The following is a 239-nucleotide window of genomic DNA, read 5'->3' on the forward strand; positions in this document are numbered from 1 at the left end:
TAAATCTTGTTTTTACTTTTCCGCGTCTGTTCCAGTAACCGCTTAGCCTGAAGCACGTGCGAACGTTCAACTTCACTCAATCGGATGCCTAGTGCCTTAACTTGGCGCTCCAGATCCCGGACCACGCGACCCAAGAAGCCTTTAACCTGCTTGATCGCCTTGCGCATCCGCTTGAACTGTCGCGCATGGCCATATCGACCAATTTTGGGCATCAGATCCTGACAGGCTTTATCGTACGT

General features: G+C 51.0%; 1 pseudogene. It reads right to left on the bottom strand.

Going from position 1 to position 239, the window contains the following annotated elements:
• Positions 1–239: pseudogene (locus tag ACXAF9_RS18240) on the bottom strand (IS5/IS1182 family transposase); the annotation flags it as partial.

This window comes from Neptunomonas sp. ABH4_499 (genome assembly GCF_056160565.1).